Origin of the sequence: Deinococcus radiodurans R1 = ATCC 13939 = DSM 20539 (assembly GCF_000008565.1) — a bacterium.
In the GTDB taxonomy this organism is placed as follows: domain Bacteria; phylum Deinococcota; class Deinococci; order Deinococcales; family Deinococcaceae; genus Deinococcus; species Deinococcus radiodurans.
Genome location: NC_001263.1, coordinates 2,300,195 through 2,325,947, shown reverse-complemented (window position 1 = coordinate 2,325,947; position 25,753 = coordinate 2,300,195). Strand labels below are relative to the sequence as shown.

Here is a 25,753-nt window from a genome sequence, read left to right as displayed (position 1 = left end):
GGTTCACTTCTCGGTCCGGTAGCCCCGGCCCCGCTCGCTGCTGATGGCCTCGGGCGCCAGTTTGCGCCGCAGGTAGCGCACGTACACGTCCACGATGCGGGCCTCGCCCCCGAACTCCGGCCCCCACACCCGGTCGAGCAGTTCCTCACGCGTCAGCCAGCGCTCGGGCGCCAGGGCCAGGGCGCTGAGCAGCTCGTACTCGCGCCCGGTCACGGCGACTTCCTGCCCGTCCCAGGTCACGGTGCGCGCTACCGTATCCAGCCCGCCGCGCCCCCCGGCGAAGCTCACGCGCGGCGCACTCTGCCCCCGTTCGCGCCGGGTGAGTGCGCGCAGCTGCGCGAGCAGTTCAGGCATGGCAAACGGCTTGACGAGGTAAGCGTCGCCGCCGAGGTCGAGTCCCTGCACCCGGTCACTCACCTCGCCCCGCGCCGTCAGAAACAGGATGGGCGAGTCCACCTCCGCCTCGCGCAGCTGCCCGGCAATCTCGAAACCGTCCAGGCCCGGCAGCATCACGTCGAGGACGACCAGCGGAAACTCGCCGAGCATCGCCGCCTCTAAGCCCTCCGGCCCCGTTTGCGCCCAGGTCACCGCGTACCCGGCTTCACGCAGGGCGGCGGCGGTGGGTTCGGCAATGCGGGGGTCGTCCTCGACGAGCAGCAGGCGCATGGGGGCAGTCTAGGAGCAAACGGTTAAAGGAGCGCGAACGCTGCCGGGGCCAGAACCAGTGCGCTCAGAACCAGGCTTTGTTGCCGTACAGGTAGTCGCGCTGAAAGTCGGCGTCGGACTTGGTGAGGTACAGGATGCCTTCGATTAGCCCGATGACGCCCAGCACGCTGGTCACGAAGCCCGCGAGCGGAAACAGGATGATGGCCCCGAGGCCCAGCGTGAGCAGCGACAGCACAATCGCCAGCACCCAGACGCCGATGTTGACCCCCAGCATCAGCAGCCCTGCCCCGTTCTGACCGAGGTAGAACTTGTGCACGCCCAGGCTGCCCAGAAAGATGCCGAGCAGTCCGGCAATCAGCTTCTTCTGCGCGATGTCCTCCCGCACGGGCAGGCCAGCGGGCCCATTGCTCTGGCCCATCTGCCCACGTACCGGCTTGACCGGCGCCGGGGGTGCAGGCCGCACCGGGTCGCCCCAGGCGTCGGTCTGCGGGGCGGCGGAGTAGACGGTGGTGCGGCTCTCCTGGGGGTCTCTGCCCTGCGGGTCACGAACTTCCCCCCCGGTGGCGCGGGCCGCCCAGTCGTCGCTGTCGAAGGAGGGCGGCGCGGGGCGCGGCGGATCTCCCGGCAGGCGCAGGTCGCGCGCTGCGTCCGTCTGGGGCCAGTGGTCCCACCCGCTGCCGGGCGCCGTGCCCGCCGGGTTCTGCGCCGGGTCCGCCGTCTGCCCGTGCCGCCCTTCGACTGGACGCGGGGCAGACGACGAGGAAGACAGCACCTCGTCCACCCACGAGGGAGCGTTGCCGGACGGGCCTGCGTCGCGATCTTTGTCGGTCATGACTGATAGTACGCGCCTGACTGGGCCAGAGTTGCGTCCGCCAAAAGGTGGAGTCGGGGAGAAAACAGGCCCTCTTTCACCTTCAGCGACTGGGCGAAAATCTAGACCTTTCCGCTGCCTCGCCAGACGACCAGACGAAATAAAGTGTGAAAAACCCGGCAAATCTTGGCAGAAACGCCGTCAACTTGACCTCTTTAGGAAATCCTGTTGCGTCATAAATCGAAAAGACCTTCCAAAGATTTCAAACAAAAATCTTACATGAAGATGCCGTCCCGATATACCGAACACCACTTTTCTCTGTGGGACACGTCGGAAAGCTGTCCCTTGACAGAAGTTTTCACCTGTGAGAAGCGAATAAGAAAAATTGCGTGATCTTCACACGCGGGGCGCTGGCCCCTATCTTCTCTCCAATTCCAAGCCGAGTGGTCACACCCCGAACGGCTGGGCGCCGCCTTCTGGGGTGGGCGCCTGGGCTGAGCGTTGGGTCGTGGCAGCCGCAGGAAGTCAGGAGGACCACCATGAACGCACGTCTCGTTGCCGGCGCCCTTACCCTCACCCTGATCCTCGCGTCCTGCGGTTCGCAGCAAAGCACCCCGGCGGCCAGCGCCCAGCCCGACACGGCGGCGCAGCGCACCCGCACCCTTGCGCCGCTGCTCGGCACCGACAAGCCCGACGCCATTGCCGGGCAGTACATCGTGGTCTTCAGCGAAGGGGCGTCCAGCGGCTCGCTCAGTGCTCAGGACACGGGCTCTGGCCGACTGAGCAGTCTCAGCGCTGGTCAGCTTGTGCGCGCCCTGAACCTCGACCCGCAGGGCGTGACCGTTCAGAACATCTACAACCAGGCCCTTGAAGGCTTTTCGGGCAAGCTCAGCGCCCAGAACCTGCAAACGCTGCGGGCCGACCACCGCGTGAAATACATCGAGCAAGACGGCATGATGTACGCCAGTGCCACCCAGTCGGGGGCGACCTGGGGCATCGACCGCATCGACCAGCGCAGCCTGCCGCTCGACAGCAGCTACACCTATGGCACCACCGGCAGCGGCGTGAAGGCGTACATCATCGACACCGGCATCAACACTAGTCATACGGCGTTCGGTGGCCGCGCCGTGTGGGGCACCAACCAGTCGGGCGACGGCAACGATAGCGACTGCAACGGCCACGGCACCCACGTCGCCGGCACGGTGGGCAGCAGCACCTACGGCGTCGCCAAGGGCGTGTCGCTGATCGCCGTCAAGGTGCTGGCGTGCGACGGCTCGGGCAGCAACTCGGGCGTGATTGCCGGCTTGAACCTCACACGACTAAAGTCGCGTGATTCTCACTTCGCAGACCATTGCCCGCCGAAGCAGGTCTGACATAGCCTCCATGAGCGTTTAAGGTGTCTGAGATTCCCGCAGCCACCAACGCTTCACGCCGAATGTTCAGCGCAGCGTTCTCGTCTCGGTCATGGGTTTCCCCACAGTTCGGGCAAGTCCATGTACGGACGGCAAGATTCTTCACTTCGGGATTCTTGAATCCGCAGTCATGACACAACTGGCTAGATGGAAAGTAGGGGCTGACTTTAGATACCAGTCGCCCGTACCACGCTGCCTTGTATTCCAACTGCCGGATGAACTCACCCCAGCCCGCATCACTGATGCTCAGTGCAAGGCGGCGATTTTTCCGCATGTTGTCGGGTTTAAGGTGTTCGGTTCCGATGATTTCGTACTCACGCACCAGGGAGGTGGTGAGCTTGTGAAGGAAATCCTGACGCTTATTGACAATGCGCTTGTGAATCCGAGCCAGCTTGGTTTTCGCTTTCCCGTAACGTGCGCTGCCCTTCTTCCGTCTGGACAGGGTTTGCTGAGCTTTACGAAGTCTTTTCAGGGTGGAGCGGTAATATTTCGGATTCTGTTCATGCTTAAACCTCACGCCATCGGTCACGATGGCAAAATCCTTGATGCCGACATCCACACCCGCTGCAAACTTGGGAGCCGCAGGCAGGTAGGGAATCTCGACTTCACAGAGAACGGACGCTTCGTAATGGCCTTCGTGAATACGGCGCACAGTGACATTCAGAATCTTCCCTTGAATATCCTGCTGGCCCTTGGTTTTCACCCATCCCAGCTTAGGAAGTTTGAGCCTACCTTCCCCAATTTGGATGTTGTTGTTGGTGAATTGAGTCCGGTAGGACTCTCCCGTGCGCTTCTTTCTGAAACGTGGGAATCCTACCTTTTTACCGGACTGCTTCACAGTCCGAAAGAAGTTCTTGTACGCGGTCTCAAGGTTTTTCAGCGAGTTCTGCAAAGCAAACTTATCTACTTCCGAGAGCCAGGAGGTTTCTTCAGCCTGCTTCAGAAGGGTCAGTTCGCTACTCGTTTGCCCGTAGGTCAGTCCCTTCCCGCTTTCCTTGTAGGCCGCAATGCGACGGGCAAGGAAGTGGTTGTAGACGAACCTTGCGCTACCCAGCGTGCGGTTAATCAGTTCAGTCTGAGCCGCATTTGGGTACAGCCTGACCACGAAAGCCTTATTCCTTATCATGCTGGCTCTCTATGTATTTCTGAATCTGAGCGCGGGTGTTTTCAGAAACAGTCAGGATGCAATACGACGGGTTCCAGAGATTGCCGCCCCACAGCTTTTCTTTCAACTGCGGGTAGGCCACGAACATCCGACGTGCGGAAGCGCCTTTCAGCGCCTTCACGAAGTCGGGGATGGCTTGCTGTGGGGTTGCGCTTAGCAGGAGGTGAACGTGGTCAGGCATGACTTCCATCGTGATGACTTCCAGCCCGTTCTGAGCGGCAATGTCACGCAGGATGTCTTTCAGTCCATCAGCAACCTCACCCACCAACACCTGATGACGGTATTTCACGCACCAGATGAGGTGGTATTCAAGCTGATAGACGTAACCCCGGCCTTTCTTCATCTCAAGGGGAAGAATAACATATGTCATCTGGAAAAGCTAGAGGCTTCCGCTTTTCATCGCCCTTTTCAGGGCGAGAGGGGCTAACTCATGACTGAAGTCACGAGTGTGCGCCCCTCAAGCATCAACTGGGCCGTGGGCAACAAGGGCAGCGCCGCCGCCGTCGCCAACATGAGCCTGGGCGGCGGGGCCAGTCAGGCGGTGGACGACGCCGTGAACAACGCCGCGTCCAAGAACCTCGTCATGGCGGTGGCTGCGGGCAACGAAAACCAGAACGCCTGCAACGTGTCCCCGGCGCGCGCCGTGAACGCCATCACGGTGGGCGCGACCACCAAGACCGACAGCCGCGATACCGGCTACAGCAACTACGGGAGCTGCCTCGACATCTTCGCGCCCGGCACCAACATCACCAGCACCTGGATCGGCTCGACCAGCGCCACCAACACCATCAGCGGCACCAGCATGGCGACCCCGCACGTAACGGGCGCGGTGGCCCTCCTGATTGCCGAGGGCAACACCACCACCAGCGCGGTGACGAGCGCCCTGCTCAATAACGCCACCACCGGCAAGCTGAGCAGCATCGGCACCGGCAGCCCCAACCGCCTGCTCTACACCGGCAGCGGCGCGACCACTCCGGCACCGACGCCGACGCCCGCTCCCGGCACCACGACCACCTACAGCGGCAGCGTGAGCAGGGGCGGCAGCAGCTACAAGCCCGGCAGCAGCGGCTTTTCCTACGCGGGCGGCACCCTGAGCGCGCAGCTGAGCGGCCCCGGCGGCACCGACTTCGACCTCTACCTCCAGAAGTACAACGGCAGCACCTGGGCCGACGTGGCTGCCAGCGAAGCGAGCGGCAGCAGCGAGACCATCAGCTACAACGCGGGCGCGGGCACCTACCGCTGGGAGGTCTACGCCTACTCCGGCAGCGGCTCCTACAGCCTGACCGAAACGAAGTAAACCTGAAAATACAAAGTTGAAGGTGCGGGAGGCTGACACGCCCCCGCACCTCTTTTTATTCCCGTGTCTCTGGTGATGCGGGGCTTTTTTAGCTCTGCTTTTCCCGCCGCGACACTGTGCCGAGAAACAGCGCCAGCACTTCGCCCTCCTCGCCCCGGCGCACCTCGATGCGGTAGGTCGCCAGGGTCCGGCCCACCCGCTCGGGCGTGGCGACGGCGACGAGCCGCTCTCCCTCACGGGCGGCGCGGAAAAAGCTCATATGCGTTTCGGCGGCGACCGCCTGCGCGTCCAGGTTGCTGATGACGGCGAACGCTTCGTCGGCGAGGCTGAAGATCAGGCCGCCGTGCGCGGTGCCGTGCATGTTCAGGCCCGCCTCCGTCACGGTCAGGGCCACCCGCGTCAGGTCGGGCGAGGCGTCGAGTATGGTCATCCCCAGGACTTCGGCGTAGGACATGGCTTCAGGGTACGGCGTTCGAGCTGGCGGTGCAGAAACACGAAAAAACCCACCGCCAGCAAGGGCGATGGGCACGGCGCGGTGGACAAGAGACGTCAGGGACTCGTATCTGGCGCCGCCTCGTCCTGAAACTCGCCGGTGATGTTGCCGCCCTCGCCCGCGTTGGTGTAGACCTCGTTCTTTTCGAGGTTGTACACGATGACGCCGCTGCTGATACGCAGCACGTCGTTGCCGCGCACGCTCTCGGCAGGCTGTTCGGGGGTGGCGTAGAGCCGGGCGGTGTTCGCCTGGTCGTCGTACTCCACCCGGCCCGCCTTGCTCACGCGCCCGCCCTTGCTGCGCAGCACCACGTCGCCGACGAGCACGGTGGCCTCAGTGTCCACGTTGATTTCGATATTCTTGCTCTCACCCGACAACGGGTCTTCCTGGTCGTCGCGCTGAAAAGTAATGGGACCGGCGATGCGGGCAATGCCGTCGTCGCCGTCGTAGTTGAGGGTCTGCCCGGTCAGGTGGGTCTTGCCCTGGGTCACGCGCACGGTGCCGGGCGTGGGCTTGCGGTCCACAGCCACGCCGCAGCGCGCGAGCCGGTCGGTCTGACCTTCGGGCACGTCGTCGAGAAAGCGGGCGGTGCCGCTGCTCGCTTCCACCCGGCCATCGCTGCCCTCGGCGGCCTCTCCCTCACCGTCACTCTTGGCCGCCTGCTGCGTCACCACCGCCAGCGGCGCCTGAATGAGGTTCTTGTCGATGACGATGCGAATCCCGCCCGCGCCGCTTTCGCTGAACACGCCCACGTTCGGGGCGTCCTCGGGCTCGTCGTCCTGCGGGGTACACAGGGCGTAGATGCCGGTGGTGTCGTCGCTGCCGGTGCGAATGACCATGATCCGGCGCTCCTCGCCGTCCTTGCTGCGGCGCACCAGGTCCATGCAGGTCTGCTCGGTGCCCTCCACGCAGCGCCCGGCCTGCTCGTGGGCGGTCGGGGCGTTGATGTCGGGGGCGGCCTCGCTGGGGCTGGGGGCAGTCTGAGTCGGGGCCGTCTCGGTGGAAGAAGCCGCCGGTTGCGCGGTTGCTGGTGCCGACTGAGGGGCAGGCGCAGTGTCCTGGGCGTGCGCCGCTCCCCACAGCACCGAGCCGCACAGGGCCGCAGTCAGCAGGGAAACCCCCAGCAGCGGAGCGGGAAGAAAGCGGCGCTCAGGCATGGCCCGTCTGCCCTCCCCGCCTTACTTCTCGCCGCGCAGCTTGAACTGCGCCGTGGGAATGTTGAAGGTGCCGTTTTTCACGCTCACGCGGGCAAACTTGGTGTTCTGCTCCAGATAGCCGCTCTTGGGCGCGCGCAGCGTCACCTTGCTCTTGGAGTCCACGCTCACCGCGTTGCCCACCACGTAAGCCACGTCCTTGTCGTCGTTGTAGTACACCGCGTCGCCAGTGGTCGTCGTCGTGCCCTGCACCAGCTTGACACCGCCGCTCACGTACAGCGTCTTGTCCTTGGTGAGCGCCCGCACCTCGTCGCCGCTGATGACGAGTTCCTTCTGGCCCTGCTTGGCGGCGCGGGTCAGGGTGGGCGTGCCGGTGAGCTGCGCGAGTTCGCGGTCCTCGTCGAAAATCAGCTTGTCGGCGCGGCCCGTCTGCTCGCCGCTGACCAGCTTCACGCCGCCGGTGCTCGTCGAGACGTTGGTGTCCACGTCCAGGCTCATCTGCGCGGCGCTGATGTTCACCGGGTCGCCGTCTTTCCTGTCCTCGGGCACGAAGGTCGCGCTGGGGTTGCCCTTCAGGATGCCGTTGCCCGACGCTTCGCTGTAGGTCAGGCTGCCGCCCCTGGCGCTCAGGCGGCCACGCGACACGGTCACGGGACCGGAAAATTCGCCGGTGCGCCTGCCTTTGGCCTCCACGATGGCGGTGCCGGCGGGGGCGCTGAGAACCGCTTTGGGCGCCGTGATTTGCAGCGTGCTCACCGTCGCCTTGACCGGGCTGCCGGTAAAAGTGAGCGGACCCGTTCGCAGGTTGCCCGTCGGGGCCCCCTGAAAGTTGATGATGCGTTTTTCAGTCCCGGCGGAGGGGTTGGACTGCGCCGCGAGGACGGCGGGGGTCAGCAGAGCGGTGGACACGGCAGCAATCAGGGCAATCTTTTTCATGGCAAGTCTCCTGGTGGGCAGTAGGGGTGAACAGTGGGAGCGGACGGGTCGGTCCCCAGTGATGAGGGCTCAGAGCGGCACGCGCTTGCCGTCCCGGCAGGTTTCGCTGGCATCCGGGTCCCAGCCGAAATTGGACTGGGCTCCGGCCTGCTCGACGTTGAATTGAAAATCCATCCGCAGGTCCTGAATTTCGCCCTTGATGGCCGGCGAATCGAGCTTGGCGTGCGGCGCGGAAAAGCCGTAGCCTTGCTCGATTTTCACCGGCTGCGCGGCCGTGCCGTCGAGCGACAGGTCGGCGCATTCCTTGACGAGGGTGATGTCGGCGCGGGGCGTCACCATGTCGTCTTGGCCGTTGATGGTCAGGCTGGGGGCGGCGATGGTGGCGTCGAGCGTTTCGGCACCGCTGAAGCTGCCGTCCGGGTTGCGGGCACGCAGCAGGCGCTGGCCGTCCGTGATGCGGCTGAGTTCGGTGGTGCTGCTGACCGGGTCGTTCTTGACCCCGGCGGCCCGAAACTGCCACACCGCCTCGGGGTCGCGGGCGGGGTAGAGCGTCAGCTGCACGTTTTGCAGGGTGACGCCGGTTTGCGCTCTGGGCGCGTTCCCGCTGGGCAGCAGGGCGAACACCAGAGCAAAGACCAGAATCCCAAGGAGGGCGAGTGGGCCGACGTTCTGCACGGGCTGCACTCTAGCCGCCGCTCTCATGAGAGAGGTGGGGCAGGGCTGACCAGGGCTGAGGACGAGAGGGCCAGGGAAATGGGGCAGCCAGAGCAGTTGTCAGGTTGAGGTTTTGTCAGAGGTGGTCGGGACGCCCCCTCACCCCTTTGCTCCGCAAAGGCCCTCTCCCACGAGGGTAGAGGGTCAGAAACGCAAAGCATTCTTATGTCAAATACTCCAAGGGTAAGCAGAACAAAAAAGGCACCAGCATTTGCCAGTGCCCCCTATCTGTCCTGAGCGTGTCGCTCGACGCTCAGGCCGGCTTGAGGATGTCCTCGATGCGGCGCTGCACGTCGTCGCTCAGGCGCACGCCCGCCGCCTTGACGGTGTCCTGAATCTGATTCACCTTGGTGGCGCCGGTAATCACGCTGCTCACGCCCTTTTGCCGCAGCAGCCATGCCAGGGCGAGCTGGGCACGCGTCACCCCGAGGTCGTCGGCGATGGATTTCAGGTCGCGCACCTTCTGAATGTTCTCGTCGGTGAGGTAGCTGCCGGCCCAGTTTTCCTTCTCGGTCAGGCGGGCGCCCTCGGGCCGGCCTTCGTCATACTTGCCGGTCAGCAGGCCCATCGCCAGCGGGCTCCAGACGACCAGGCCGATGCCCGCGCCCTCGGTGTAGGGCAGGATTTCCTGTTCCACTCGGTCGCGGCGCACCATCGAGTATTCGGGCTGCTCGGTGACGGGGGCGTGCAGGCCGTTGGCTTTGGCAAACTCGACCGCCTGCGCGATGCGGGCGGCGGGCCACATGGAGGTGCCCCAGTACAGCGCCTTGCCGTCGCGGATGACCTGGTCGAAGGCCATCACGATTTCTTCCATCGGCACTTCGGGGTCGTAGCGGTGGGCAAAGTAGATGTCGAGGTAATCGGTGCCCAGGCGGCGCAGCGAGCCGTCGATGCTCTCCAGCACGTGCTTGCGCGACAGCCCGCGGTCGTTCACGTCGTCGCTCATCGGCCAGAAGACCTTGCTCGACAGCACCAGCGTGTGCCGGGGAAAGTCGCGCAGCACGGCGCCCATCAGTTGCTCGGACTGTCCGCGCGCGTACACGTCGGCTTGGTCGAAGAAATTCACGCCCTCGTCGTAGGCGGCGCGCACGATGTCCCCGACCATCTTGGAGGCGTCCTGGTTGACGCCGTAGGTTTCCCAGCCGCCGAGGGCGACCTCGCTGACCTTCAGGCCACTTTTGCCAAGTTTGCGGTATTCCATATGCCGCTCACTTTAACTCTTAAAGCATTGGCGGCGCAGGAGGACGGCTGGTCAGCTCAAGAAATCTTTAGAAAGGCGCGGGGGCTGACCGCCTCAGCTTTTCCGTGCTTTTCTGCAACTTTTGGCGCACTCGCGCGGGCAGCCTGTCGCCTATGCTGCCGGGATGAGTGCTCCCCCTGAAACAGTCGCCGGCGCCCCCGGCAACGTCATCGAGACCCGCGAGCTACGCAAAGTCTACCGGGACCGGGCGGTGGTGGACGGCCTGACCCTGACGGTGGGCGCGGGCGAGGTCTTCGGGTTTCTCGGGCCCAACGGCGCGGGCAAAAGCACCACCGTCAAGATGCTGCTGGGGCTGGTCATCCCGTCGGGCGGCGAGGCGCGGGTGCTGTGCGGCTCGCCCGCTGACCCGGCGGTGCGCGCCCGGCTGGGCTTTTTGCCTGAGCAGTTCCGTTTTCAACTGTGGATGACCGCCGAGGAGTTCCTGAACTTTCACGGCCAGCTCGCCGGAATGAAGTCGAATGAGTTGCGGACGCGGGTGCCGCAGGTGCTCGAAGAAGTCGGCCTCGGCGGACGCGGCGGCGAGCAGCTCAGCGGTTACTCCAAGGGGATGCTGCAACGCTGCGGGCTGGCTGGGGCGATTCTGGCGCGGCCCCAGCTGGTCTTTCTGGACGAACCGACCTCGGCGCTCGACCCGATTGGCCGGGTGGAAGTGCGCGAGATTATCGAGCGGCTCAAGGGCGAAGGCGTGGCGGTCTTTCTGAATTCGCACCTGCTCTCGGAAGTCGAGCAGGTCTGTGACCGGGTGGCCTTCGTCAAGGCGGGCCGGGTCTTGCAGCAGGGCAGTATGCGCGAGCTGATGGGCGGGGTGATTCCGGTCAGCGTGCGTGTGGACCGCCTGACATCCGAGCTGCGCGCCGCCTTGCAGGGCATCGGCGAGATTCACCGCGAGGACACCAACACCCCGGGCCGCGCCGACCTCGACCTGTGGCTGCAAAGTGAAGCGCAGGTGCCTGCGGTGGCGGCGGCGATTCACGCGGCGGGCGCGCAACTCTACGCCCTGACCCCGCGCCGGCCCGACCTCGAAAGCCTGTTCCTGGAACTCATCGAAGGGCCGGCGGGCCACGCTCACGGAGGCCACCATGCGTAACTTCTGGCATTCGGCGCGGCTGATGGCCGAACTCGCGCTGCGCGAGGCGGTGCGGAAAAAACTGGTGGCGGTGCTGCTGGTGCTCAGCGCCCTGTTCCTCGGCTTTTACCTCTTCGGCATCTACAAAATCGACGACCAGCTCAACCAGCGCGCCATCGAGGCTGGGCTGGAGCACCGCAGCCGCACCGGGCTCGCCAACACGCCGCTGATGTACGCGACGATGTTCGGGATGTACCTCGTGTACTTTCTCGGCTCGCTGATGAGCGTGCTGTCCACTGTGGGCGCGGTAAGTGGCGACATCGAAAGCGGCGTGATGCAGAGCGTCCTCGCCCGCCCGGTCAGCCGCGCCGGGCTGGTGGCGGGGCGCTGGCTGGGCTTTGCACTCGTCAACATGGCGTATGTGGCGCTCCTCTCGGCGGGACTGCTCGGCGGCGTGTACCTCATTACCGGCTACACCCCGCCCGAAATCTGGCCCGCGCTGGCGCTCATCGAACTGGCGATGGCGCTGCTCACCGGGCTGACGGTGCTCGGCAGCACGCTGTTTTCCACCCTCGCCAACGGCATCGGCGTCTTTGTGCTCTACGGCGTGGGGTCGAGCGGCGGCATCCTGAGCCTCATCGGGAGCATTTCCAACAACCCCACCGTGTCCACGCTGGGCCGCGTCGCCAACGTTTTGATGCCCACCAACGCGCTGTGGCTGGGCGCGAGCTACCACCTGCAACCCGACCTGCTCCGTCAGGCGGGGCGCGGCGTACCTAACCCGGTGTTCGGCAGCGAGCCGGTGGCGACCGGGCTGGTGGTCTGGGCGGCGGTCCTCACCCTGCTTGCCGTAGGGGCGGCAATGTGGCGTTTGAGCCGGCGCGACCTGTAACTAATGTTTTGCGTTTTTGAGCCTCTACCCTTGTGGGAGAGGGCCTGCCGAAGGCAGGGGTGAGGGGGGTCTTTTCTGTCAAATGCTTCAGACCTAGAAAAAAAGTGGGGGAGAGGCGACGGGCCTTTTCCCTTTTTCTATAGGCTGCTTGCCCTTATTCCGGCTGAACGACCGCCTGCCAGTCGGCGGGCCGGGTATCGTCGGTGCCCTGCTTGCCGGTGGTGGCCGCCGAACGACAGGTGAAGCTGACGAGCAGAGAGCTGCCGGCGTCGCTGCTCAGGACGTAATGGCCGTGTTCGCTGGCGCCGGGCACCCGCCCCGCGTCCATCTGGTAGCGCACCGTGACGCGCTCGCCGCTGCTCAGCGCGGGGTGGTCCGAGGCCGTCACCGTGCCTTCAAAGATGCGCTGGGGGTCGCCCACCTTGCCCTGCCAGGCCCCGTGCACAGTCAGGTGCCGAACCGCGTGGGAGCGCGCCGCGTCAGCCGGGTTCCTCTCTTCGGGCTTCATGGCTCAGTGTAGCGAACGCTTTGCCCCGGATGGTCAGCGGAGTGCCAGCCGTCGTCTGGCCAAAGTTCAGGGCCTTTGACAAAAAGATGGCACAGCTTTTTGGCGAGCGAAGCGAGTACAAAACATGGAGCAGAACGAAGAATGGAGCGGGTGGCGTTGCTGCTGCCGACACACGCGTAATTCAGAGAACTGCTCTAGAACCGCAGCCTAGACGGGCGCAGGTGTTCGTCTTTCAGCGTCAGCGTGCCGGGGCGGGCCCCGTTGCCCACCTGCACCTGCACCGGCAGCTTGAGGGTGCGGCGGGTACAGAGCTTGTCGCCGGTGTCGCACACGAACAGGTCGGCGGTGAGGTGCGCGGCGTAGCGGCCCGGTTTGGTCGCCGCCGGCACCTTGACTTTGAGCAGCGCGGGCCGCACCTGCCCGAAGTATCCGGCGTAGGCGGGGTCGCGGTGCGGGGTGCCGCTGGGCCGGGTCTGCACCTGTCCCCACGGCGTCCGCAGGGTCAGCAGGTTGGGCGCCTCGCGGTTGAGCAGCAGTTCGCGGGTGCCGAGGTCCACGCGCAGGGTGGCGGTCTGTCCGGCCCGCGCGGGAAGGACCGTTTCGGGAGGGGTCGGCGTGCCCAGCAGCGCCAGGACGGGAAGAAAAGCGGACCACATCATCCGGCGAGCGTAGAGCAGGCAGATGAAAGCCGGCCCTTGCTTATTCGACTAAATCAACTTACTCTACTAAGTATGGACCTGACCCCGCGCGAGCGTGAGCTGCTCGACCTGATTCGCGCCGCGCCGCTCGCCACCCCGGAAGAGCTTGCCCGGCAGCTCGGCACGACGCGGGCGGCGGTGAACGTGCATGTCAGCAACCTGCTGAAAAAAGGGGCGCTGCTCGGGCGCGGGTACGTGCTGGCCGGTGAGGCGCCGCAGAAGGTGGTGGTGGTCGGCGGGGCCAACATGGACCTCAAGGCGCGCGTGCGGGGCGAGGCGGTCCCCGGCACCAGCAACCCCGGCGTGACCAGCCAGTCGCCCGGCGGCGTGGCGCGCAACGTGGCCGAGAATCTGGCGCGGCTGGGGGTGTCGGCCGCGCTGGTGTCGGCGGTGGGGCCCGACAGCCTGGGCGACGTCCTGCTGCGCGAGACGGAGGCGGCGGGGGTGGACGTGTCGGGCGTGCTGCGGGTGTCCGGCGCGGCGACCGGCAGCTATACGGCGGTGCTCGGCGCGGGTGGCGAGTTGCTGCTCGCGGTGGCGGCGATGGACGTGATGGAGCACCTGACCCCGGCGGCCCTGCGCGGCCTGCGGGCCTCCTTACGCGGCGCCGCGTGGGTGGTGGCCGACGGCAACCTGCCCGCAGATACCCTGCCCACGCTGCTCGCCCTCGCCGCCGAAACCGGCGTGCGGGTGGTCTACGAGCCGGTCAGCGTGCCCAAAGCGGCCCGCCTGCGCCCCGCGCTCGCTGCCGGGCACGTGCCCTACGCCGTGACCCCCAACCTCGCCGAACTCGCTGCCCTGGTGGGACGTGAGGTGGCCGATAGCCCGGCGGCCATTCGGGAAGCGGCGCTGGAACTGCACGCGCTGGGCGCCGAACTCGTCTGGGTGCGCCGGGGCGAGCGCGGCAGCGTGCTCAGCCTGCCCGACGAGAGTCACGAGTTGCCCGCCCTCCCCGCCGCCGTGGTGGACGTGACCGGCGCCGGAGACGCCATGCTCGCCGCCTTTCTCGCCGGGCTGGTGGCGGGCCTCACCCCGCTTCACGCCGCCCGCGAGGGTCACGCCGCCGCCGCGCTGACGGTGGAAAGCCCGCTCACCGTCGTCCCTGACCTCTCACGAGCGGCCATTCAGGCCCGCCTCGCCCAATCTTGAATCACCAGCCCTGCACCATCAGCTCTGCACCAAAGGAAGGAATCCCATGACCAGCAAACCCAGCAATGACCGCCTCCATTCTTACCTCGACCTTCAGCCCGAAGTCGCCGCCGCGCTCTCGCAGGGCCGCCCGGTGGTGGCGCTCGAAAGCACCATCATCAGCCACGGGATGCCCTACCCGCAAAACGTGGAGATGGCGCGGGGCGTGGAGCAAATCGTGCGCGACAACGGCGCCGTGCCCGCGACTATCGCTGTGCTCGGCGGGCGGCTCAAGGTGGGGCTGAGTGCCGACGAGTTGGAGCTGCTCGCCACCGACAAGGCGGTGCAGAAAATCAGCACCCGCGACCTGCCGGTGACGGTGGCGCTCGGGGGCCACGGGGCGACGACGGTGGCCTCCACCATGCGGATTGCCGCGCTCGCCGGGATTCGCGTCTTTGCAACGGGTGGCACCGGCGGCGTGCACCGGGGCGCGGGCGAGACGATGGACATCAGCGCCGACCTGCTCGAACTCGCCCGCACCGACGTGTGCGTGGTGAGCGCCGGGGTCAAGAGCATTCTGGACATTGGCCTGACGCTGGAAGTGCTGGAAACGCAGGGCGTGCCCGCCATCACCCTCGGCGCCGATGAGTTTCCTGCCTTCTACTCGCGCCGCAGCGGCTTCAGCTCGCCGCTCACGGTCCAGACCCCCGCCGAGGCCGCCCGCGTGCTGAAGGTGAAGTGGGACCTGGGCCTGACCGGCGGCGTCCTGCTCGCCAATCCGGTGCCCGAAACCGCCGAGATTCCCGCCGAGGAGATGGAAACCCACATCACGCGGGCGCTGGCGGACATGGCCGCGCTTGGGCTGAGCGGCAAGGACACCACGCCGTACCTGCTGGGCCGCATCGTGGAACTCACCGGGGGCCGCAGCCTGGAGACGAACATCGCTCTAGTCCGCCACAACGCGGCGGCGGCGGCGCAGGTCGCGGCGGAGTACGCGCGGCTGGGCTGAGCGCGACATCACAACGGGAACATGAGTTGTCTGAATACGGCAACTCTTGCGGGCGGCTGAGGGAAGATGCTTTTCCTGGCCGCCCCTGGCGTTTGCTATTCTGCCGCTCAAGCTCTCTACATCTTTTGCTCACGGAGCCCGAGTCTTCGTTCCTGTCCTGTTCTGCATTGCCCGTTTTTCAAGGAGACCCCATGAAAGTCAAAGCACTGGGAATCGCGCTGCTCGGCGCCAGTTTGCTCGCTGCCTGCGGAAACACCGACACCCAACCGCAGCCCAAGCCCCAGCCCGAGAAGCTCGACCCCTCGTCGTTCGGGCAGCTCAGCACGCTCCAGCCCGGCGAACTCGGCACCATCGAGCAAAAGCTCAAGGTCAACATCGTCAACATCGGCTACGCGGCCACCTCGCCCGGCCAGGTGACGGGGGCGCGCGACCTGAACTTCAGCAGCCTGCGTCAGGAACTGCCCGCGACCTACAAGACCATCAACCGTTACCCCAGCTTCTACGGCAACAACGAGCTGAGCGGCAACAACTTCACCTTCGACTACAACTACGTCACGGCGCCCAAGAGCTTTGAGGACGAGTTCTTCGCTTTCCTGGCGAGCAGCGGCAAGGAAGAGTCGGTGCAGAAAGACGGGCTGACCTACCTCAACATCTCGGCGGCGGCCTACAACTGCCAGTCGGCGGACACCCAGAAGGTCCTCAAGGTGCTGGACCGCAAGCCCGGCGACCTCACGCCGCTCTACGCCTGCCCCGAGCCCGCCGGTAACATTGCCCGTGAGATCACCGGCAACTGGGAAGTGGACGGCCTCGCTGTCGAGAAGTGGCTGGGCGACAACGCGGGCAAACTGGGCATCGACCCCACCCAGCACACCGTGTTCCTGATCAACTGGTACGGCCGGCCCGACTTCAAGTTCCACAGCTACTCGCACGAGCGCCCCGAGTCGGTGGAGTCCGACACCGGGGTCGACTTCGGGCAGCGCAGCAGCCGCCGCACCGTCGCCTGGGGCGGCACCCCCAGCGAGGATCAGGCCAGCGCCCGCCGCCTCTGGTTCTACGACCAGTCGGCCAACCCCGACTACTGGACCAACGCCTGGAACATCAGCGACGCTGACCTCGACGGCGACGATGTTCCCGACAAGCGCATGCCGCCCATCTGGGAATACGGCACCCGCAAGGCCAGCGCGGCTTACGGCCAGAAGATCACCGCCGACCTCGGTCAGGTCGTGCGCTACACCGCCATCGACCTGCTGTTTACCCCCAGCGCCCTGTACCGCGCGGCGCTGACCCCGCCCGACATGCCCGAGCAGATCAATGTGGACCTCGCGCTGGAGCAGGGCCCCGACGCCCCCGCGAGTGCTCGCGTGGTCAACCCCGCTGTGGTGCGCGAGCGCCTGAGCGTCCTCAACCCCTTTATCAAGTGGACGGCCAGCGTGCGCGAAACGCCGCTGAGTGGCGACGTGGCCGACGCCTACAAGTGCTTTTTCCCGCTGCCCACCGACGACGCCTGCTCGCCCGACTACGCCGACGCCGAGGGCGAACAGTTCTTCCAGCTCGCGCAGGCCGAAATCCGTCAGCGCAACCAGGCCACGCCAGGGCAGTATCAGCTCACCAATTACCTGTTCAACGACACCAACGCCAAGACGCCCAACCAGGGGCTGCTCGGTCAGGCGATCAGCGACGGCGTGACCGGCACCCAGACCATGACGCTCGACTTCCTGACCCCGGCGCTGAACAAGGCGGGCTACGGCTTTACCGACACCGCGGTGCACGAGTCGGGCCACCACCTCAGCCAGTCGCACCCCCACGACGGCTACGACAGCGAGCGTTACGAGGACTTCGGCCCCAGTGGCCCCACCAACTTCGTGAACGTGGGCGACGAAGTCCACAGCGTCATGAGCTACAACAACCTGTCCAAGACCTTCGGGCAGTTCAACCTCGACGCGCAGTACCGTTACCTGACCGCCGCCTACCTCACCAACAGCAACGCGATCTTGCAGCTCGTGCGCAACTCGGCCAAGGTGCCTGAAATGCGCAGCGCCGCGCAGCAGGCCGACCGGACCTTCGCCTCGGCGCTGAACGCTTACCAGGCCCGCAACTACCGCGCCGCCGCCGATCTGGCCCACCAGGGCTACCGTCAGGTCATCGACGCCGCCCGCCAGAACGGCGTGAGCGTCGAAGGCTACAAGTGGTACGACCGCGTCGGCCAGCTCTCCACCGAGCAGCCCCGCGCCGCCCGCAAGGTCAACCACATGCGCCCCGTGCAGGGCCCGGTTCAGCGCCCGGAAGAAACCCCGGCACTGCGCGCCAAGCGTCTGGCTCCCTGAATTTGGCTCTCTGAGCTTTAGATCTTTTTAGGGGCGTCTGCTGCGGCGGGCGCCCCTTTTTCAGAGGTCCCGCGTTCAGACCGCCGTCAAGCTGCGGCGTGAGAATGGGGAGGTATGGCGCTCCGTATGTTTTTAGAAGGAGGAGCCTCCAAAGGAGTCCGAATGTTCAGCTCTTCCCGCAGTTCAGTGACAGCCACCGCGCTCGCGGCGCTCGTGGCCTTTTCCGGGTCGCTGGCCATCAAGGTCGGCCCCGGTTCGCCGCTCTCACCGCACACGATTCCGTCGCAGGCGGCGCCCCAGCCAATGCCGAAAATGACGACACCCTCCCAACCCAAATGGGACAACCCCACCTTCGAGCTGCTCGTCACGGTCAGTGCCCTGCGCGACGCGGCGCGGCTGAGCAGTTTCGACGTGGCCCAACCCACTGACCTGAGCCGGGAACTCGTGCGCCTGCGGTCCCTTCCGGCGCTGACCCCAGCCGCCGCGCAGGCGAGCCTCGCCGTCCTGCACGCGGCTCTGGGACCGTCCGGCGAGCGTCAGTTGGCCGCCGCCCGCGCCCAGCTTGAGCGCCGCGCGGCCCTGCAACTGGCGAGCAGTCGTCTGGCCCGCGACGAGGGGCTGCCGGACCGGGTGTTTTATCGCCTTGCCTTTCAGGTGCCCGGCGGACAGACGACCGTTCAGGCGGTGCTGGGCGGTCAGGACTTCAACCCGTTTCGGCAGGGCTTGCCGGCCAGCGTGTTGAAACTGCTGGAAGACAAACTGGTCCACTGAACAAGAAGAGAGGAGACGGCCCCAGCAGCAGGTCGTCTCCTTCTTTTGGGCGCGGCGGGTTAGTCCTCGTCCGCTTCGCCCTTCTTGTAAGGCCCTTTTTCCTTCCACTTCAGGCGCACCGGCACACCAGCGAGTTCGAGGTCTTCGCGGATGCGGTTTTGCAAGAAGCCCTCGTAGGCGCGGGTCACGAAGTCGGCGCGGTTGCAGAAGATGGCGAAGGTGGGCGGCGCGGTTTCCACCTGGGTCATGAAGTACATCCTCAGCGGCTTGCCGTGGAAGTTCGGCACGCGCTGCTTCATCTGCCAGACTTCCAGCCAGCGGTTGAGTTCGCTGGTGCCGATGCGCGACTGCCACTTCTCGTAGAGCTTCATCGCCTCGGCGAGCATGTCGTGGATGCCGTAGTCGTTGATGGCCGAGGTGTAGACGCGCGGCGCGAAGCTGATGTGGTGCAGCTTCTGGTTGAGGTCTTTTTCGGTGCTCTTGAGCTCGGCGTCGGGCACGAGGTCCCACTTGTTGACCACCACGATGACTGGCTTGCCGCTGTCATAGGCAAGGTTCGCCAGCTTGAGTTCGTGGTCGCCGATGTCGGTGGCGTTGACCACCAGCCAGATCACGTCGCTGCGCTCGATGGCCGCCTGCGAGCGCTGAATGGCAAAGTCCTCGATGGCGGTGTCGGGCTTTTTGCGAATGCCCGCCGTGTCCACCAGCACGAAGCGCTGCCCGCCGTAGTCCCACTCCACGTCCAGCGAGTCGCGGGTGGTGCCCGGCAGATCGGCCACGATGGCGCGGTCAGACTGCGTAATCGCGTTGAGCAGGCTCGACTTGCCCACGTTGGGCCGCCCGATGAGCGAAATGCGGATGGGCGCGATGTCCGGCACGTCCTCGTCGTCCTCGGGCAGGTACTTCATCACGCGGTCCATCAGGTCGTCTAAGCCGCGGGCGTGCTCGGCGCTGATCGCCACCGGGTCGCCGAAACCCAGGCCCCACAGCTCGGCGAGGTACGGCTCGTGCTTCTGGCTGTCGATTTTGTTGGCGGTGACAATTACCGGCTTGCCGAGGCGGCGCAACCAGTCGGCCACCTCGTAGTCGGCGGCGGAGAGCCCCTCGCGCGGGTCGAGAACGAAGATGACGGCCTGGGCACCTTCCATCGCCCACTCGGCCTTTTCACGAATGGCCTGTTCCCACTCGTCCCCGCTCCACAGCCCGCCGGTGTCGATCAGGGTGATGCGGTGGTTGTGGTAGAGCATCAGCCCTTCCTTGGCGTCGCGGGTCACGCCGGGAAAGTCGGCGACCACGGCTTCGCGCCGGCCAATGAGACGGTTGAACAGGCTGGATTTGCCGACGTTGGGCCGGCCCACGATGGCGACTTTATGCATTTTTAGACGCTCCTTTACGGTGTCGGTTTGCGCGGCGTCTCGCGCATTCCGCCGAGGGGGCTCCTCCCTCACGGCGAGGGGAGAGACATAGACCTGACATTCTAGCAGATTCCGTTACTTCCCGCAGAGGAACAACACGAAAGCCAGATCACAAACGTCCTAAACCTGTACGTGTACGTTTGGGTTATGTCTGCTTCTGCTTCTTCTCTGCCTGGCGAGGTGGCCCTCGATCCGTCGGAGGCCAGTCGGCGCAACGTCGCGTCGTGGGCGGTCACGGCGGCCTGCCTCATCGCCTTCATGGGCGTCGGGGTGGTGGACCCCATCCTGCCGGAAATCGGGCGCCAGCTCGGGGCCACGCCCACCCAGGTCGAATTGCTGTTCACCTCCTACCTCGGTGTCATGGCCGTCATGACCCTGTTTGCTGGCAACATCGGGGCCAAGCTGGGGCGCAAGCGGGTCGCGCTGATCGGCCTGGGTCTCATCGCGCTGTTCGCTGCCGCCTGCGGGCTGAGCGGGTCTATTCCAGCGCTCGCCGTCTTCCGTGGGGGCTGGGGTCTGGGGAGCGCCCTGTTCACGCCCACCGCGCTGGTGCTGCTGCTGGCGCTGATCGGGCACGCCGAAAAAGCCATCATGCGCTACGAAGCCGCCATCGGCCTGGGCATGAGCATGGGGCCGCTGCTCGGCGGCGTGCTCGGCTCGCACAGTTGGCGCTTTCCCTTTTTCGGGGCCGCCACGCTGATGCTGCTCGCCCTCGCCTCGGTGGCCGCCTTCGTCAAGGTGCCTGAGAGCAAGGAGCCGCCCCGGCCCATCGGTGACGTGTTCCGCGCTTACACTCGCCCGGCCTTTCTGGCGGTGGGCCTGACCGGGTTGCTGTACTACTTCGGTTTCTTCCTGCTGCTCGGTTACACCCCGCTGTTCCTCCACCTCAGCACCCTGAACCTGGGCCTGATGTTCTTCGGCTGGGGCATTTTGCTCGGCCTGGGCAGCACCAAGCTGGCCGAAGTGCTGCTGCGCCGCGTCAAGGCGAGCAACGTGGTGATGGGTGCGCTGGCGGGCCTGACCATCATTTTCGCGCTGCTGGGCTTTGCACCCTTCGCGGTGGGCGTCAAGGTCGGTCTGGTCGTGCTGAGCGGCGTGCTGTTCGGGCTGATGAACGCCACCCTGACCACCCTGAGCGTGGAAGTCAGTCACATGCCCCGGCCCACCGCCACGAGCGCCTACAACTTTCTGCGCTGGCTCGGTGCGGCGGCGGCCCCGGTGAGCAGCGGCTTGATTGCCGAGCACCTCGGCGGCAAGATGCCCTACGGCTTCGGCGCGGGCGCGGTGGCGCTGGGCCTGGTCATCACGGCGCTGGCGGCCCGGCAGATTGACGCGGCGCGGGCGAGCGACCCGCACGTTCACTGAGTTTCCTTTCTCGACTTTACTTATCCCTCAGCGGACTCCGGAGATGTCAGGAGTCCGCTGATTTTGCTGGAGAACCTCTAGAGCAGTTCTCCGAATGACGCGTGCGTCGGAACAGCACCGCCACCCGCTCCATTCTCCGTTCTGCTCCTTGTTTTGTACTCGCTCCGCTCGCCAAAAAGCTGTGCCATCTTTTTGTCAAAGGCTCTAGAATATGACCATCATGACCGAACCGGCCCGCTACAAGGTGGGTGAAGTGGCCGCCCGGCTGGGCCTGACGCTGCGGACCCTAAAGTACTATGAGGAACTTGGGCTGGTCACGCCGGAGCGCACCGACAGCCGCTACCGTATGTATTCGGAAGCCGACGTGCAGCGCTTGGAACGCATTCGCCGGATGCGCGCGCTGGGCCTGAGCCTGGGCACCATTCAGGCGATTTCCACCCACCCGCAGGAGAGCGACCCCGACGGGCGGCAGGTGCTTACCCAGGAAGCGCTGCACACCCTGGAAAGCGACCTGAGCAGCCAGCTCACGGTGCTGAGTACACGCATTACCGCCGCCGAAAAGGAACTGAAGGACGCCCGTGCCCTGCGCCGCGACGTGCAGCGCGACCTCGACTACGTGCAGCGGCGGCTGGCCGGGGCGCAGGTAGGTGAATTGCTGCGGGAGAAAGACCCGGCGTAAAGGCCGCCACAGACGAGCTTTTTCTAGTCCCGCGCATGGAGTTGACAAGGGATGCATACCGCGTTATTCTCTTTTTATCACCGTCCGAGAGGGCGGATTTTTTATTGCTGCCCTACTGCCAGTCCTCCTCGCGGGCGGGAACGAGCCACAGCCGCAGCATGTGCGTGAGTGGCTGCCCGGCGCGGCGTCGGGGAAACTCTGCCGCCAGGGCGTCCAGAACGTCGCGGAGGTGCCGGGCTTCGGCGTCGGTCAGCGTCAAGGAACGCAGGTGTTCGGTGGTCGTGGGAAAGGCGGCAGCGAGGTCCAGCAGCTTTCCCGGCGCTGCGGCGAGGTCTTCTTGCAGGTGCCCGGCCTCGTCGCGGAAGAGGTAAGGGCCGAGGGTGCCGGGCTGTGGGAACGTGTCGTGCAGCAACCGCACGTAGCTGCGGACCAGCGAGCGGGCCACCTGCAGTTCGTGGCGCAGGAACTTCTCTTCCAGCGTGGCGTGGGTAAACGACGAGTAGGGCAGAAAAAAGGCGTCGGCCACCGCGCGGTAGACCTTGACCGGGCGTCCGGCCCGTTTTTCCTCGCGCACCACGCGCAGCAGTCCAAGCCGCAGCAGTTTCTTGACCCGGTAGTGGGCAGTGTCCAGCGGCCAGTCCAGCTCGCGTGCCAGGGCACCCACGCTCGCTTCGCGTCCAGTCAGGGCGTCCATCAGGGGGCTGAACTCGGGGTGAATCATGGCGGCGGCCTGCCGAGCGTCGGTCACGGTCAGGCACTCGCACTCGCTTGAGCAAGCCGGTGCGGGCGAGCTAGTGGAAAAGGAATCTGACATTTCCAGTAGCCTAGCCCCACGCTGCTGGCATGACGACAGTTCGCCGGACTCTGGACGTAGTGACGCCGCTGCCTCTTTTGCTTGCTGCTCAGTGCTTGGGAGTGATGGGCAGCGCGGCATACAGCGTGGCGGCGCTGTGGACGCTGAAGGCCGGGGGAGGCGATGACCGCCTGCTGGCGCTGGCCGGTGCCCTTTTCGCCCTGCCGGTGTTACTCCTGGGTGTGCCGGCGGGCCGACTGGCCGACCGGGTGGACCGCAAAGGCATCTTGATCCTGGCGCCGCTCGCCTGCGCGGGCGTGCTGGGCGGGGTGGTGTGGCTCGCGGAAGGAACAGCCGCAGCGCTGACCGTGCCGCTGCTCCTGGCGGGCGTGCTGCTGAATGTGGCCCTGACTTTTGACGAACCTGCTTTTCTCGCTTCCTTGCCCGAACTCGCGGGGGAAGGAGAACTTGGCCGCATCAATGCCCTGCACCAGTTGCTGATGAGTGCCGGCAGCATCGGTGGGGCGCTGCTCGGCGGCGTGCTCGCCAGCTGGGGCGTGGGCGCGGCGGCGACGGTGGGTCTGTTCGCGTATCTGCTGTGTTTCCTGCTGGTGCCGCTGACCCGCTGGCCGGCGCGGGTAGTGGTGCCTACGTCGCCCGGCATCCCTCGCTCCAGCCTCAGCGAGCTGTGGTGTCAGCTATCGCTGGACCTGCGGCAACTGGTGGTGCTGGTGTGCGCCTTCATTACCTTCGCCGCGCCCATGCCGGCGCTGCTTCCGTCGCTGGTGCATGACCAGTTGCAGCTGGGTCCGCAGGCGCTGGGGGCGTTAGAGGCCGCCTTCGGTGCCGGGTTCGTGCTCGGGGGCGGGCTGGCGCTGCTGGGGGTGCGGCCCCGTGGCCTGGCCGGGCTGGGGCTCGCGGTCCTGGTGGCGGGCGCGGTTCGCCTGGGCCTGAGCGTCGCGGGCACGTTGCCGGTCAGCGCGGGTCTGTTACTGCTGGGCGGCTCAGCGGTGGCGGTGGCCTCCATCGCGGCCATGACGCAATTGCAGGAAGGGGCTCCTGCCACGAGCCGCGGCGCCGTGCTCGGCGCAGTGTCGAGCCTGTTGGCTGGGGCCGCGCCGTTGGGTTTGGGGCTGGCGACGGCGACGCTGCCAGCGCTGGGACTGTCAGGCGTCTTGCAGGGGACCGGGGTGGTGTTGCTCCTGCTGGGTTTGGGGGCGCTATTACGTGGAAGACGGTAGAGCAATGTATGGCGTGCTTGTGTGTGGAGAAAGAACATCGTTCTGGACGTGCCTTTTCTGGGCCTCAGCATAAATTTGACACAGGCTGCATACCGCGTTATTGTTTTTCTATCACCGTCCGAGAGGGCGGATTTTTTATTATCCCCACCATCAAAAGGTGAACCGTTACCCTCAACCCATGATCTTCTGCCCCTTTCCCGCCGACTGGCCGCGCCGCGAGGCTTACGCGCACTACCGCCGCAACCCGTGCAGCTACTCGGTCACGCAGCGGGTAGACGTGACGGCGCTGCGCCGCTCCGGGCGGCCCTTCGCCCCGGCGCTGATTCATGCCGTCTGCCGCACGGTCAACCGGCTGCCTGCCCTACGGATGACCGAGCAAGGCGGCGTGCCGGGGTACTGGGACGAGGTGTGCCCGGCCTACACGGTCTTTCACCCGTCTACTGGGACATTTTCAGTGCTCTGGACGGACTATTCACCCGATTTCGCAGACTTTCTGACGCAGTACCGGGCGGACGTAGAACGCTACGGCGACGACCCCGCCTTCTTCCCCAAAGGCCCGGCCCCGGCGCACGTGGTCAACCTGTCCATTGCGCCCTGGCTGGACTTTGCAGCGTTCAATCTGGACTACGGGCGCGACTACCTGCTGCCGGTGTTCACGGCGGGGCGCTTCAGTGAGGAGGCCGGGCAGGTCACGTTGCCGCTGGCGGTGCAGGCGAACCACGCGGCGTGCGACGGCTGGCATGTGGCGGAGTTTTTCCGGGTGCTGGGAAAGGAGCTTGAGCGTTAGGCCACCACTTTGATCAGCTGCCGGATGGCGCCCAGATGGTACGCCGCGTGGGCCGCCGCGCCCGCAAAGCTGCCGCTCAGGTCGCCGTTCGGGGCCTGACTCCGCTGCGAGGCTTCAAAAGCGACGACGGCTTCGTAAGCGTCGCGCAGCCGCTGCTGCACCGCCGGCCACTCCTCTTCGCTGGTCTGCATGGGCAAGAAACTGCCTTTCCAGTCGAAAGGCCCGCGCTCGCCGTCGCGGTCCCAGCGAATCAGCACCTCCAAATGAAAAGCGGTGTGCCGGGCGTGCCCCGCCACGCTGGTGCCGTACACCTCCTGACTGGCCTGGGCCGCGCTCAGCCGGGCGAGCGTGGGCAACAGCCCATAACGCACGCCGTCAGCGCCCGTATTTTCCACGAAAGCGGTGCCCTGCCCCGGCTCGCCGCCTTCCAACGCCTCGCGCAAGATATCCACGATGCCGTCCAACCAGTGCTGAGTTTCAGACATGAGCCACTGTAACGGACGTGGCCTGATTCATCGCTAGAGCGGTTGTTGGGTGGCGACAAACGCCTGTGCCAGCATATACAGGTCGTCTTTCCAAACCGTGCCGCCCAGATGCAAGCACTTACGCGGCGGCGTAGGCCGGGGGGCAGATGGCAGCCAACTAGGCCGCATTCGGTGCGCCTCCAAAACTGGGTGGTACAGCTCCAGTAGGGGCGCGGGGCCGTCGGCAAATACGCCGTAGCCCAAGTCGAGTTGCCCGCCCAGACCGTATTTGCCGAAGGTGTCCCACTTCTCGTCGTCGTGGACGGCGCGGAGGTCGGAAAGGAAAGCCGCTGCATCCGCCGGGGCGGTGGAGAACATCAGCTTCCGCCACGGCGCCTGTGCGACCAGCAGACGCGGGGAGGCAGAGAGCAGTTCAGGCCACCTGCCGCATTCGCCCAAACTCAAGCGGTGTTCTGCGACGCCCTGCGCGGTCACTTGCCAGCTTTGCGTGATGTCTGTGCCGTCCCACGTCTGGCCCGCGAGTCGGAAAGTGAGATGCAGGTTGTCGCCTGTAAGCTGCGCCGCGCTCAGGCTGACGCTGGACACGGCGTCGTCCAGGTCGTCCAGCTGGCTCAGGAACTCTTCCACCACTCCCTCCACAAAAAAGCTGGAGCCAACGCCCCAGCCTTTTTCTATCATCCATC

At 65.6% G+C, this 25,753-nt stretch carries 25 protein-coding genes and 2 pseudogenes; 12 read left to right on the top strand and 15 right to left on the bottom strand.

Annotation, left to right across the window (positions count from 1 at the left end; all coding sequences use genetic code 11):
• Positions 1-3 precede the first annotated feature (3 nt).
• Together DR_RS11965 and DR_RS16915 are read right to left on the bottom strand one after the other, a co-directional pair.
• Positions 4-666, bottom strand: coding sequence for a response regulator transcription factor (locus DR_RS11965; RefSeq protein ID WP_010888953.1), 663 nt, complete (start codon positions 664-666; stop codon positions 4-6).
• 64 nt (positions 667-730) lie between these two features.
• On the bottom strand, positions 731-1,498 hold the full coding sequence (locus tag DR_RS16915; RefSeq protein ID WP_051618849.1) for a TM2 domain-containing protein: 768 nt from the start codon (positions 1,496-1,498) through the stop codon (positions 731-733).
• A 518-nt stretch (positions 1,499-2,016) separates the two neighbouring features.
• On the opposite strand from DR_RS16915, the pseudogene DR_RS11955 reads away from it, so the two are divergent.
• Positions 2,017-2,787 (top strand): annotated as a pseudogene (locus DR_RS11955) (S8 family serine peptidase); the annotation flags it as partial.
• Between the two features lies 1 nt (position 2,788).
• On the opposite strand, the gene tnpB reads toward DR_RS11955, so the two are convergent.
• Both tnpB and tnpA read right to left on the bottom strand, forming a co-directional pair.
• Positions 2,789-4,015 (bottom strand): IS200/IS605 family element RNA-guided endonuclease TnpB, encoded by a 1,227-nt coding sequence (gene tnpB / locus DR_RS11950; RefSeq protein ID WP_010887311.1) that lies wholly within the window; start codon positions 4,013-4,015, stop codon positions 2,789-2,791.
• Entirely contained in the window at positions 4,002-4,424 is a 423-nt protein-coding gene (tnpA, locus tag DR_RS11945) for an IS200/IS605-like element ISDra2 family transposase (protein WP_010887312.1), read from the bottom strand. Before tnpA ends, tnpB begins: the two co-directional genes overlap by 14 nt.
• An 87-nt stretch (positions 4,425-4,511) precedes the next feature.
• Between tnpA and DR_RS11940 the strand changes: the two are divergent.
• Positions 4,512-5,351: pseudogene (locus DR_RS11940) on the top strand (S8 family serine peptidase); the annotation flags it as partial.
• Positions 5,352-5,439: 88 nt separating this feature from the next.
• Here DR_RS11940 and paaI read toward each other — a convergent pair.
• The 5 genes from paaI to DR_RS11915 all read right to left on the bottom strand — a co-directional run bounded on the left by paaI (position 5,440) and on the right by DR_RS11915 (position 9,849).
• Positions 5,440-5,805, bottom strand: coding sequence for a hydroxyphenylacetyl-CoA thioesterase PaaI (gene paaI, locus DR_RS11935; RefSeq protein WP_027480085.1), 366 nt, complete (start codon positions 5,803-5,805; stop codon positions 5,440-5,442).
• Between the two features lie 95 nt (positions 5,806-5,900).
• On the bottom strand, positions 5,901-7,001 hold the full coding sequence (locus tag DR_RS11930) for an LptA/OstA family protein (RefSeq protein ID WP_010888948.1): 1,101 nt from the start codon (positions 6,999-7,001) through the stop codon (positions 5,901-5,903).
• A 21-nt stretch (positions 7,002-7,022) separates the two neighbouring features.
• A complete protein-coding gene (locus tag DR_RS11925; RefSeq protein WP_010888947.1) occupies positions 7,023-7,934 on the bottom strand; it encodes a hypothetical protein in 912 nt (303 codons plus the stop codon).
• 69 nt (positions 7,935-8,003) lie between these two features.
• Entirely contained in the window at positions 8,004-8,636 is a 633-nt protein-coding gene (locus DR_RS11920) for a hypothetical protein (protein WP_010888946.1), read from the bottom strand.
• A 265-nt stretch (positions 8,637-8,901) separates the two neighbouring features.
• Positions 8,902-9,849, bottom strand: coding sequence for an aldo/keto reductase family protein (locus DR_RS11915; protein ID WP_010888945.1), 948 nt, complete (start codon positions 9,847-9,849; stop codon positions 8,902-8,904).
• A gap of 163 nt (positions 9,850-10,012) precedes the next feature.
• On the opposite strand from DR_RS11915, the gene DR_RS11910 reads away from it, so the two are divergent.
• On the top strand, positions 10,013-10,996 hold the full coding sequence (locus DR_RS11910; protein ID WP_010888944.1) for an ABC transporter ATP-binding protein: 984 nt from the start codon (positions 10,013-10,015) through the stop codon (positions 10,994-10,996).
• Positions 10,989-11,867 carry an ABC transporter permease subunit gene (locus DR_RS11905; RefSeq protein WP_010888943.1) on the top strand — a complete coding sequence of 293 codons (879 nt, stop codon included), beginning with the start codon at positions 10,989-10,991 and terminating at the stop codon, positions 11,865-11,867. Before DR_RS11910 ends, DR_RS11905 begins: the two co-directional genes overlap by 8 nt.
• A 154-nt stretch (positions 11,868-12,021) precedes the next feature.
• On the opposite strand, the gene DR_RS11900 is transcribed toward DR_RS11905, so the two are convergent.
• Both DR_RS11900 and DR_RS11890 read right to left on the bottom strand, forming a co-directional pair.
• Complete coding sequence (locus tag DR_RS11900) at positions 12,022-12,375, bottom strand: hypothetical protein (protein ID WP_010888942.1); 354 nt, start codon at positions 12,373-12,375, stop codon at positions 12,022-12,024.
• A gap of 194 nt (positions 12,376-12,569) precedes the next feature.
• A complete protein-coding gene (locus DR_RS11890; RefSeq protein WP_010888941.1) occupies positions 12,570-13,034 on the bottom strand; it encodes a hypothetical protein in 465 nt (154 codons plus the stop codon).
• Between the two features lie 72 nt (positions 13,035-13,106).
• Here DR_RS11890 and DR_RS11885 point away from each other — a divergent pair, with 72 nt between their 5' ends.
• The 4 genes from DR_RS11885 (at position 13,107) to DR_RS11870 (ending at position 18,305) form a co-directional block, all read left to right on the top strand.
• The gene (locus DR_RS11885) at positions 13,107-14,222 is read left to right on the top strand and encodes a PfkB family carbohydrate kinase (protein WP_027480088.1); all 1,116 of its coding nucleotides are present in this window, start codon (positions 13,107-13,109) and stop codon (positions 14,220-14,222) included.
• Between the two features lie 46 nt (positions 14,223-14,268).
• On the top strand, positions 14,269-15,210 hold the full coding sequence (locus DR_RS11880) for a pseudouridine-5'-phosphate glycosidase (protein WP_010888939.1): 942 nt from the start codon (positions 14,269-14,271) through the stop codon (positions 15,208-15,210).
• Between the two features lie 191 nt (positions 15,211-15,401).
• The gene (locus DR_RS11875) at positions 15,402-17,534 is read left to right on the top strand and encodes a hypothetical protein (protein WP_027480089.1); all 2,133 of its coding nucleotides are present in this window, start codon (positions 15,402-15,404) and stop codon (positions 17,532-17,534) included.
• Positions 17,535-17,696: 162 nt separating this feature from the next.
• A complete protein-coding gene (locus DR_RS11870) occupies positions 17,697-18,305 on the top strand; it encodes a hypothetical protein (RefSeq protein WP_162177717.1) in 609 nt (202 codons plus the stop codon).
• A 59-nt stretch (positions 18,306-18,364) separates the two neighbouring features.
• Here DR_RS11870 and der read toward each other — a convergent pair whose 3' ends face one another.
• Complete coding sequence (gene der / locus DR_RS11865) at positions 18,365-19,681, bottom strand: ribosome biogenesis GTPase Der (RefSeq protein ID WP_010888936.1); 1,317 nt, start codon at positions 19,679-19,681, stop codon at positions 18,365-18,367.
• Between the two features lie 186 nt (positions 19,682-19,867).
• Here der and DR_RS11860 point away from each other — a divergent pair, with 186 nt between their 5' ends.
• A complete protein-coding gene (locus tag DR_RS11860; protein WP_227085956.1) occupies positions 19,868-21,085 on the top strand; it encodes an MFS transporter in 1,218 nt (405 codons plus the stop codon).
• Between the two features lie 220 nt (positions 21,086-21,305).
• Complete coding sequence (locus tag DR_RS11850) at positions 21,306-21,764, top strand: MerR family transcriptional regulator (RefSeq protein ID WP_081816055.1); 459 nt, start codon at positions 21,306-21,308, stop codon at positions 21,762-21,764.
• A 112-nt stretch (positions 21,765-21,876) separates the two neighbouring features.
• Here DR_RS11850 and DR_RS11845 read toward each other — a convergent pair whose 3' ends face one another.
• A complete protein-coding gene (locus DR_RS11845; RefSeq protein ID WP_010888933.1) occupies positions 21,877-22,578 on the bottom strand; it encodes a helix-turn-helix domain-containing protein in 702 nt (233 codons plus the stop codon).
• A gap of 29 nt (positions 22,579-22,607) precedes the next feature.
• Between DR_RS11845 and DR_RS11840 the strand changes: the two genes are divergently transcribed.
• Together DR_RS11840 and DR_RS11835 are read left to right on the top strand one after the other, a co-directional pair.
• Positions 22,608-23,798 (top strand): MFS transporter, encoded by a 1,191-nt coding sequence (locus DR_RS11840; protein ID WP_010888932.1) that lies wholly within the window; start codon positions 22,608-22,610, stop codon positions 23,796-23,798.
• A 178-nt stretch (positions 23,799-23,976) separates the two neighbouring features.
• Positions 23,977-24,585 carry a chloramphenicol acetyltransferase gene (locus tag DR_RS11835; protein WP_027480090.1) on the top strand — a complete coding sequence of 203 codons (609 nt, stop codon included), beginning with the start codon at positions 23,977-23,979 and terminating at the stop codon, positions 24,583-24,585.
• Here DR_RS11835 and DR_RS11830 read toward each other — a convergent pair.
• Together DR_RS11830 and DR_RS11825 are read right to left on the bottom strand one after the other, a co-directional pair.
• Positions 24,582-25,070, bottom strand: a complete 489-nt coding sequence (locus DR_RS11830; protein ID WP_010888930.1) for a DinB family protein — start codon at positions 25,068-25,070, stop codon at positions 24,582-24,584. The genes DR_RS11835 and DR_RS11830 overlap by 4 nt on opposite strands.
• A 33-nt stretch (positions 25,071-25,103) precedes the next feature.
• Complete coding sequence (locus tag DR_RS11825; RefSeq protein WP_227085954.1) at positions 25,104-25,697, bottom strand: hypothetical protein; 594 nt, start codon at positions 25,695-25,697, stop codon at positions 25,104-25,106.
• Between the last annotated feature and the right edge of the window lie 56 nt (positions 25,698-25,753).